This is a genomic window from Buchananella sp. 103232, assembly GCF_058725725.1.
This window is the reverse complement of sequence record NZ_JBZXJM010000010.1, coordinates 38304-48231: the sequence shown is the minus strand read 5'-3', so window position 1 is coordinate 48231 and position 9928 is coordinate 38304. Positions and strand designations below refer to the sequence as shown.

Below are 9928 nucleotides of genomic sequence, written 5' to 3'. Positions count from 1 at the left end.
GTTTATGCATAGCCTGAACTTCATATGCGGCCGATATTGGCAAATCGCCTACCGTGACAACGAGTCTCTTGGGACCCATAGACGTTTTTCGTGCGCCGCTTCAGCGAGGTCACCACCACGGTCTCCTCCGACGTCAACCGGCTGGCCGATTTCGTCAGCGCCATCCCGAACCTGATCGGTGTCAACGCGGTGGCCGTGCTGGTGACGGTGTTGATGTTCCGCGATTCGCCGCAGCTGGCTCTGCTGGTGGCGATTGGGCTGCCCACGCAGATGGCGGTGTTGGCGCTGCTCTCCAAGCCGCTGCAGAGCCGCCAGGAGTTGCAGCGCAAGGCCGACGGTGACCTGACCACGCTGGCCACTGACACGGTGGCTGGTTTGCGGATCCTGCGCGGTATTGGCGGCGAGGAGATGTTCTCTGCCGGCTACCGCGCCCAGTCGCAGAAGGTGCGCCAGGCTGGCGTGAAGGTGGCCGCCCCGTTCTCCCTGCTGGTTTCGTTGCAGACGCTGCTGCCGGGCCTGTTCACGGCGCTGGTGATCTGGCGGGCCGCCCACTTGGCGGTGGCAGGGCAGCTGACGGTGGGGCAGCTGATCACGTTCGTTGGCTTCACGGTCTACCTTGCCTTCCCGCTGCAGCAGACCTCTCAGTTCGTCCGGTCCGCCACGCGCGGCTGGGTGGCCGCTAAGCGCGTGGCCGCGATCATGGCGGTCGAGCCGCTGGCGGGCAACCTGGCGGAGCGCAGCGCGATGTCCGTTGCCCCGACCGCCGCGCTGGGCGCCCAGATGGACGACGTTCCGCCCGCCGCGCCCGCGCAGTCAGCCGCCCCCTTGGCTGGCCCGAGCGACGACGCCGTGCGCGATGGATCCACCGGCACGGCACACGCTGCCGGGACGGGCGAACCTGCGCCTGCGCCGGCTGCGGGACCTCACGCAGCGGGAACGGCCAACCCCAATGGGGTGGGCGCGGTGACACACCACTTGGCGGGCATCGGCGGCGAGCTGGTGGATCACCGCACCGGGGTGCGCATCCAGCCCGGCAAGCTGACCGTGGTGGTGAGCCCCGATCCGTCCGCGAGCGCCGCGCTGGCCGCGCGCCTGGCCCGCCTGGATGACTCCCAGGGGCCGGTGACGCTGAACGGCACCGACCTGCGTGAGCTTTCGCTGCCGGCAGTGCGTGCGGCGATCGTGCACTCGCACGCCACCGCGCAGCTCTTTGCCGGCTCGCTGCGCTCCAACCTGGACGCCAGCTTCGCCGACGTCGCCCCCTACCAGACTGCGGAGTTGGTGGAGGTGGAGCGGGAGGCCGAGCACAGCGGCGAGGTCTCGCGCGACCGCGTCCAGCCCGAGCACCTGCCGGTGGACGCGGCGTTGGACGACGCCCTGGCCGCCGCCGACGCGCACGACGTGCGCTCCTCCCTGCCGCGCGGCCTGGGCGGCACGATCACCGAGAAGGGACGCTCCCTTTCCGGTGGTCAACGCCAGCGCGTAGCCCTGGCCCGCACCCTGGCCACCAACGCCCCGGTGCTGATCCTGGTGGAGCCCACTTCCGCCGTGGACGCGCACACCGAGATGCGCATCGCCGCCGCCCTGCGCTCCGAGCGTGCCGGGCGCACCACCGTGGTGATCTCCGCCTCTCCCCTGGTGCTGGAGCAGGCCGAGCAGGTGATCTTCCTGCCCGCCACCGCGCTGGCCGCCGCCGCGGAGAACGGACAAGCCGACTCTGAGCCGGCCGAGGTTTCGCAGGCCGGGGTGGAGCGGGCGCCGGCGGGAACGTCGGCCACTCCGGTGGTATCCACCCACCGCGAACTGCTAGCTGCGGCCCGGCGCGGGGAGGCCGACGGCCTGGCCTACCGCGACGTGGTCTCCAGAAGCGCGGGCGACGCCCCGGAGGGCAGCGCCACACCTGACCAGGCCGGACTGAAGAAGGGAGAAGAGCGATGAGCCAGCTACCCGTTGCAAGCAGCAAGCGTGTGCGCAAGAACGTCTCCGCGCTCCTTACCCAGTACCGGGGCAGCCTGACCCTGGTCACCGCGCTACAGATCTCGGTGGCGCTGGCGGGCCTGGCCACCCCGTTCCTGCTCGGCAGGCTGGTGGACCACGTAAGTGCCGGCGGCGATGGCGCGTTCGTGGACAGCGCCGCCCTCGCAGCGGCCGGCGCCGTCACCCTGCAGGCACTGCTGGCATTCTTCGCCAGCCGGATGGCCATGATCATGGGCGAAAGCGTCTTCGCTACCGTCCGCGAACGCCTGCTCCACGCCGTGGCGCACCTGCCGTTGTCTGAGGTGGAGAAGGCCGGCACGGGCGACCTGCTTGGCCGCGCCACCAACGACGTAGGACGAATCCAGTGGGTGGTGCGCTTCGGACTGCCGCGCGTGCTGGTGATCGCCGTGACCGTGATCTTCACCTTCGCCGCCACCATCCTGATCAGCCCGCTGCTCTCCCTGGCGATGCTGGTGGGACTGCCCGCCATTTGGGTAGTGATGCGCTGGTATCTGCGCCGCGCCGTGGTGGCCTACCGTGCCACGTCGGCCGCCTACTCCCGCATGGCCGGGGTGGTTACCGAAAGCGTGGAGCACGCCGACACCATCGACGCCCTTGGCATCGCCGGGGTGCGCCGCGACCTGACCGACCGCTCCATCACCGAGATGTGGCGCCTGGAGGTCTACACCTCCTACCTGCGCATCGGGATCATCACCTCCGTCAGCTTTTGGCTCTACGTCCCGGTCGCGGCCGTGGTGCTGTGGGGGGCGTTCCTGCTGGATCAGGGCGTGACCACCATCGGTGCGATCACCACCGTGGCGATGTACGCCAACCAGCTGCGCAGCCCCCTCGGGGAGCTGTCGTTCTGGATCGACGAGATTCAGACCTCCACCGCATCCCTCTCCCGCATCTACGGCGTGGAGGACGTGCCCGCCGACCGCACCCCGACCGGCCAGAAGCCCACCGGCTCTGAGCTGAGTATCAGGGACGTCACCTACGAGTACGTGCCGGGCCGCCCGGTGCTGCACGGGGTCAGCCTCGACCTGCGCCCCGGCGAGCGTCTGGCGGTGGTGGGGCCCTCCGGCTCCGGGAAGTCCACGCTGGGCCGCATGCTGGCCGGCATCCACGGCCCCACCACCGGTTCCGTGCGGGTCGGTGGGGTGGAGCTCACCGACCTCACCGAGGCCGAGCTGCGCAAGAACGTCGCCCTGGTCACCCAGGAGCACCACGTTTTCGTGGGCACGATCGCAGACAACCTGCGTCTGGCGAAGGCCGACGCGACCGATGAGGAGATCGAGCGCGCCCTGCGCGTGGTCGGTTCCTGGGAGTGGGTCAGCGCCCTGGAGGACGGCATGTTCACCAAGGTGGGCTCCGGCGCCAAGGAGCTGGACCCCGCCAAGGCGCAGGAGATCGCCCTGGCCCGCTTGTTGCTGCTGGACCCGCACACGCTGATCCTGGACGAGGCCACCAGCCTGCTCGACCCGCGCGCGGCCCGCTCGCTGGAGGCGTCCCTGAACGCGGTCCTGACGGGCCGGACCGTGGTGGCGATCGCCCACCGCCTGCACACGGCGCACGACGCCGATCGCGTGGCGGTGGTGATCGACGGGCGGATCGCGGAGCTGGGCTCCCACGAAGAGCTCGTGGCCGCAGGGGGCGAGTACGCCTCCCTGTGGGCGTCCTGGCAGCACGAGTAACGCAATCGGGCTGGTCGCCGCCCAGGGCCGTCGTGGGGTCCCATAGGCCCTGGGCGGTAGGTTCCCGAGACACCAGTCGGCCCCGGTCTGCACCCTTTCGGGGTGCGGACCGGGGCCTAGGCGGCGGCGCCTGCGGCGCCGCCGTTTTTCCTTCCCAGACCTGGGGAGCTAAACGGGAGAGAAAAGCTCCCCAGGTCTCCACTGGCTGCCCACTTCCGCTGCGGCCACCGCGTGAACGCGGTGTTCCGCTGGCTTCTGCACCAAATGCACCCTTCCCTTATCCTCGTGCACCCGGTGCGGGGCAGCCAGTGAAGTTCTTAGGTCCGCGCGTTAGGCGGAGCGGCGGCGGATTACCAGCCAGGCACCAGCGGTGGCTACCAGGCCAGCGGCCAGCAGCGTCTGAGACACCGCACCACCGGTCTTGGCCAGCGCCGGCGGAGCCGGCGGCGGCGGAACGGTCGGGGGCACCGACGGCGGCACGCTAGTAGACGGGGTCGGCGTGGGAGTCGGGGTCGGCGTGGGAGTCGGCGTGGGAGTCGGCGTAGGCGTCGGAGTCGGGCTCGGCTGCACGTTCGGTCCAGGCGGCGTCGGCGTGGGAGTCGGAGTCGGAGTCAGAGTTGGCGTCGGGGTCGGTGTCGGGGTCGGCGTCGGGGTCGGCGTGGGAGTCGGCGTCGGAGTCGGGGTCGGCGTCGGCGTCGGCGTCGGAGTGGGAGTCGGCGTCGGGGTCGGCGTCGGGGTCGGGGTCGGGGTCGGGGTCGGGGTCGGCGTCGGGGTCGGGGTCGGCGTCGGCGTCGGAGTGGGCGTGGGAGTCGGGGTCGGCTCCTCGCAGAAAGGCGGCGGGGTCTCCCCCGGGCCAGCCCAGTTGATGTTCAGCAGCGAGGGCTGGCCGGTCTGCGGGGCGAAGTCGGCCACGACCAGGCTCTGGTGGCCCGCCTGCACCAGCACGGTGCCGATGGAGGCATCCACGGAGAACGGCGCGGCATTCACGCCGACGTTCACGGACGCGGGCCGTCCGGCCACACCGGGGGCAACGGCCACGTAGAACGGGGCACGGTAGTTCACAGCCGCGTCGATCTTGGGCAGGTGGTTCGGCTCGGACCCACCGGCGGGGATGATCGAACCGGGCACGTCCGGGCCTTGCAGGTCGCCGAGAACGGGGGACTCCGTCTCGGGGGTGATTACCTCGTCCTGGCCGGGCTGGGTGGAGAAGATTGCCAGGCCCGATGCGGTGACGTGGACGCCGTTGGTGTCGTCCGCCAGGAGGGCAGCGGCCGCATCCGCCTCCTGCGCGCCCTCGGACTGGGCCACGTGGAACGGGCCGACCACCCAGTAGTCACCGACCCGGATGGGCTCCGCAGTCTGCGGCCCGTACACGCGGGCGCTGGCCGGCGGCGTCGTGGGGTTGTTCAGCGCGTCGTCGATCAGCAACGCGGAGAGGGTGCTGACGTACTGCTCCTGATCTGCGGGCAGCGAGGAGTCCACTCCCCCGTAACGGAAGCCGTGGGCGAAGTTCCAGATGGCCACCTGGGTAGCGGTGGCGGTCAGGGCGGCCAGCTGCTCCGGGCTCGCAGCAGGCAGTGACACGCCGTACAGGCCGGCCACCTGGCTCGGGCTCAGGTGGGGGTAGGAACGCTCCAGGATCGTGCGGACCTGCGGACCGTACTGGTTCATCACCTGGCTGCCGTCAATGGCCACCTCGTAGGTGGTGCCGAGCCAGGCGGTGACGTCCACGCAGTACGCCTTGAGGACCTCGCCGTCGGGGCCGGCCAGGCTAATGAGACCGGCCTGCACCAGGCCATTGTTGGGGAAGTTGATCTTCACTCCCTCGATCCCGTTGATGACGGTGTAGTTTTGCGCCGCGTTGGCGGAACCAGAGGAACCCGGAAGGTATGCCAGGACCAGCAGGAGGGCCGCCAACACGGCGGTGAGGCTTCCTCCCCACTTCGCGCCGGCCCGCTTGAACCACGGCGGCTTGGGACGCTGGTCGCCGTGACGCCCCGGGGCGGGGCCGCTAAAGCGTGAGGTTTGTTCTGGCGTTAGCGCGTTTGGGGAGGACAGCATTACGCAACCTTTCTGTGAGCCACCCCCAACTCTTTTACTTTGTCAAGACGCCCGCAAACACACCCAACTAAACCTGGGGAAAACTGTTTTCCACACGATTTGCCGCCCCCACTCGATACAGGTCTGCATCGACATGGGTGGTCGACTTTCCCGCGTCTTTCCAATGAGTAGGTCCGGAACAACCGCGAGGCGGCGGCTTGGTGCCCGGGCTCGCCCGCCATGCCGCCATGCGGGGCCGGTACTCCTCCGTGCTGCCTGAACGCAGCTCTACGGGGCCCGGCCCCGCTAATCCAATCTCGACGAAAGCAGCTTCAACTCGACGAAGGGGGCCCAATTTCGACGTTAACCGGGCCCGGAACGTCGAGTCGAAGACCAAAACGTCGAGTCGAGGAGCAAAACGTCGAGCTACAACAACGCGACGTTAAGCCGAACCCCAAAGCCTCCGATTGCAGCCCACAGCCCCCAGCGGACCACCGCCGCCCACTAACGCCCAGCGCCATCCCCCACCAGCCCCCAGCGGACCACCGCCGCGCAGCCCTCACCAGCGCCCGCCACCAATAGAGAAGGCCTCGGGGGCTGCTGCCCTTTGCAGCAGCCCCCGAGGCTTGAGTCGCGCCGCGTTACAGCAGCGTCAAGGCCTGGCGAGCGATGGCCAGCTCCTCGTTGGTGGGCACCGCCAGCACGGTCACCTTGGAGGACGGCGTGGAGATGACGCGAGCCCCCCTGCCGTGGTCCTGGTTGGCGGCCTCGTCGATCTCGATACCCATGAAGGCCAAGCGCTCGCACACCTCGGCGCGGATGCGAGCGTCGTTCTCACCAATTCCCGCAGTGAAGGTCAGCGCGTCCAGGCCTCCCATTACGGCGGTGTAGCCGCCGATGTACTTCAGCAGGCGGTGGATGTAGACGTCCATGGCGCTGCGGGCATTGGCATCGCCTTCGTTGATCATGCGCCACACCTGACGCATGTCGTTCTCCCCAGTCATGCCCTTCATGCCAGAGGAGCGGTTGAACAGGTGGTCGATCTCGTCGATGCTCATGCCCGCCACGCGGTAGAGGTGGAACACGGCGGCCGGGTCGATGTCGCCGGTGCGCCCACCCATCACCAGACCCTCCAGCGGGGTCAAACCCATCGAGGTGTCCACGGCGTGGCCCGCCACCACGGCGGAGGCGGAGGCGCCGTTGCCCATGTGCAGCACAACCTGCTTCAGGTCATCACGGCCCAGCAGCTCAGACACGGCGCTGGAGACGAACTGGTGGGAGGTGCCGTGGGCGCCGTAGCGGCGAATCTCGTACTTCTCCGCCACCTCGTTGTCCAGGGCGTAGCGGGCAGAAGCGTCCGGCAGGGACTGGAAGAAGGCCGTGTCAAAGACGGCGACGTGCGGAACGTCGGCCATCAAAGAGCGCGCCACCTCGATGCCCTTCAGGTGGCCGGGGTTGTGCAGCGGCCCCAGCGGGATCAGCTCCTCGATCTTGGCCACCACCTCATCGGTCACCAGCGCCGGACCGGAGAAGTGCTTGCCACCCTGCACCACGCGGTGGCCCACAGCCACGATGCCGGCCTCCTGCAGGTTCGGGCCCTCGGTGGAGAACAGCCGCAGGACCTCAGACAAGCCCACGCCGTGGTCCGGCACGCGCTCCTCGATCTCGATGGTGTCCTCTCCGTGCTTGTGGATGATCCGGCTGATGGACTCGCCAATGCGCTCCACCAGACCGGAGGCCAGCGCCACCCCGGCATCCGGGTCTACCAGCTGGTACTTGATGGAGGAGGAGCCGGTGTTAATCACCAGTACGGTGCGCTCGGTCATTACTTTCCTTTGCGAATTGCGGTTGGGGTACGACGCTGCCCGCGCCGCCTGGATTTACTAGTTGCGCTGCGCCTGAACGGCGGTGATCACGACGGTGTTGATGATGTCTTCCACCAGGGCGCCGCGGGAGAGGTCGTTGACGGGCTTGTTCAGGCCCTGCAGCACCGGGCCCACGGCCACGGCGCCGGAGGATCGCTGGACGGCCTTGTAACCGATGTTGCCGGTGTTGAGGTCGGGGAAGATGAACACGGTGGCGCGGCCGGCCACCTCAGAGTCCGGCAGCTTTACCTTGGCCACTGCGGAGTCCACGGCGGCGTCGTATTGGATCGGGCCCTCCACGCTCAGCTCGGGGGCGCGCTCGCGCACGATCCGCGTGGCCTCGCGGACCTTGTCCACGTCGGCGCCGGAGCCGGAGGTGCCGGTGGAGTATGACAGCATCGCCACGCGCGGCTCCACCCCGAACAGGGCGGCAGTCTGCGCGGAGGAGATGGCGATGTCGGCCAGCTGCTCCGGGGTGGGCTCTGGGTTGACGGCGCAGTCACCGTAAACCAGCACGCGGTCCTCCATGAGCATCAGGAACACGGAGGACACGATGGAGGTGCCCGGTCGGGTCTTGATGATCTGGAAGGACGGCACGATGGTGTGAGCGGTGGTGTGGGCTGCACCGCTCACCATGCCGTCGGCATCTCCCATGTGCACCATCATGGTGCCGAAGTAGCTGACGTCCTGCACCTTCTCCCTGGCCTGCTCTAGGGTGACCCCCTTCTTGGCGCGCAGGCGGGCAAACTCCTCGGCGTAGCGCCCCAGGTAGGCCTCGTCCTGCGGGGAGACCACGGTGGCGGAGCTGATGTCTAGGCCTAGTTCGGCGGCGCGGGCGCGCACGGTGGCCTCGTCTCCCAGCAGGATCAGGTCGGCAACCTTGCGGGCCAGCAGGGCGGAGGCGGCGCGCAAAACGCGGTCGTCGTCCGGTTCCGGCAGCACGATGCGCTTACGGTCGGCGCGGGCCTGGTCCACTAGGCGGGCCTGGAACATGAGCGGAGTGATGACCTCGCGGTGAGGAATGTCCAGGGCGGCAACGATCTTGTCCAGGGAGATGTTTTCTTCCACCGTAGCCACCGCAAGGTCGATCTTGCGCTGCGAGCCGCGAGAGATCGGGCCGTGCAGGCGCATGAGCTTGTCTGCGGTCTGGTAGGTGTCCCGGGCGGTGGCGATCACGGGCAGATTGGAACCAAAGCCACGAATCAGCTTGGACATCTGCTCCTCGGGGAGCATGCCGCCGTTGAGGACCAGGCCGGCCAGGGAGGGGAAGTTGTCTGCCTGGTGGGCCATGAATAGCGCCGGCACTAGGGAAGAACGGTCGCCGGCCAACACCGCTACCTGACCGTCCTGGAGGTGGCGAAGCACGTTCTCGGTGGTCATGCCGCAGATCAGCACGGAGGTGGCCTCGCGGGAGAGCAGCTCTTCGTCGCCGTAGATCAGCTCTCCGTCCAGGGCGGTCAGGACGTCGTGCATCGTGGGGGCGCTCAGCAGCGGCAGGTCTGGCAGGGTGACCACGAAGGTGCCCAGTCCGGCCAGGGCGGCGCGAACGTCGTCCGCCTGCCCCTCGGCGGTGCGGTTGACGATGATGGCGGCCGTGAAGGCGTGCTCCTGGGAGATCTCTGCAATGGAGAGCTCTGCGGAGGCGGCCACCTGCTCGGCGGTGCGCTCGTGGGCGGTGAGCACCAGCACCACGGGGGCGCCCAGGTTGGCTGCGACGCGGGCGTTGAAGGAGTGCTCGTCGCCGCCGGGGACGTCGGTGTAGTCGGAGCCGTCCACGACCACGACGTCGCACTGGCGCTCCAGGTCGCGGAAGCGGTCGATGATGCGGGCCAGCGCGCCCTCGGGGTCGGCGCGTAGCTCGTCGTAGGTGACGCCGACGCACTGGTCGTATTCGAGGGTGCCGCCGGTCTGGCGGATGAGCAGGTCGGTGGTTTCGTCGGCCTCGATGGACTTCACGACGGGCCGGAAGATGCCCACCTTGGCGACCTCGCGGGCCAGGAGTGTCACCAGTCCTAGCGCCACGGTCGACTTGCCGGTGCTGCCCTCTGGTGAGGTGATGTAGATACTCCTGGCCACTACTAAGTCCTTTCTTCGCCTACCGGGCGTCTTTGCCTACCGGGCGATTGTCCCACCCGCGCCCGGCGTTTGGGACCCTGGCTCCGCTCCGGGCGCACTTCGGTGGCGCGATTCACGCACAGGCAGCCCACGCCGCCAGTTTCTTTGCTTGCTGCAGGACATTTTGTGACTCCCGCTTGGCTACTTACTCATTCGCCGACGTTCCGCCGGCCGCCCCGCGAGCGCGCCGGGCCCCTTGTTCAGTCCGGGCAAAACAAAGGCGAGCCCCCGCCTGCG

At 68.7% G+C, this 9928-nt stretch carries 5 protein-coding genes; 2 read left to right on the top strand and 3 right to left on the bottom strand.

The features are described from left to right. Positions 1-90: 90 nt before the first annotated feature. Both AC4PWQ_RS01585 and AC4PWQ_RS01580 read left to right on the top strand, forming a co-directional pair. The gene (locus AC4PWQ_RS01585; protein WP_492089579.1) at positions 91-1938 is read left to right on the top strand and encodes an ABC transporter transmembrane domain-containing protein; all 1848 of its coding nucleotides are present in this window, start codon (positions 91-93) and stop codon (positions 1936-1938) included. After that, positions 1935-3671 (top strand): ABC transporter ATP-binding protein, encoded by a 1737-nt coding sequence (locus AC4PWQ_RS01580; protein ID WP_492089578.1) that lies wholly within the window; start codon positions 1935-1937, stop codon positions 3669-3671. Before AC4PWQ_RS01585 ends, AC4PWQ_RS01580 begins: the two co-directional genes overlap by 4 nt. 330 nt (positions 3672-4001) lie before the next feature. Here AC4PWQ_RS01580 and AC4PWQ_RS01575 read toward each other — a convergent pair whose 3' ends face one another. The 3 genes from AC4PWQ_RS01575 to pta all read right to left on the bottom strand — a co-directional run bounded on the left by AC4PWQ_RS01575 (position 4002) and on the right by pta (position 9652). After that, complete coding sequence (locus AC4PWQ_RS01575) at positions 4002-5732, bottom strand: Cys-Gln thioester bond-forming surface protein (protein WP_492089577.1); 1731 nt, start codon at positions 5730-5732, stop codon at positions 4002-4004. A 620-nt stretch (positions 5733-6352) separates the two neighbouring features. Next, entirely contained in the window at positions 6353-7537 is a 1185-nt protein-coding gene (locus tag AC4PWQ_RS01570) for an acetate/propionate family kinase (RefSeq protein WP_371163819.1), read from the bottom strand. A gap of 57 nt (positions 7538-7594) precedes the next feature. Further along, positions 7595-9652, bottom strand: coding sequence for a phosphate acetyltransferase (pta, locus tag AC4PWQ_RS01565; protein WP_492089576.1), 2058 nt, complete (start codon positions 9650-9652; stop codon positions 7595-7597). Positions 9653-9928 lie beyond the last annotated feature (276 nt).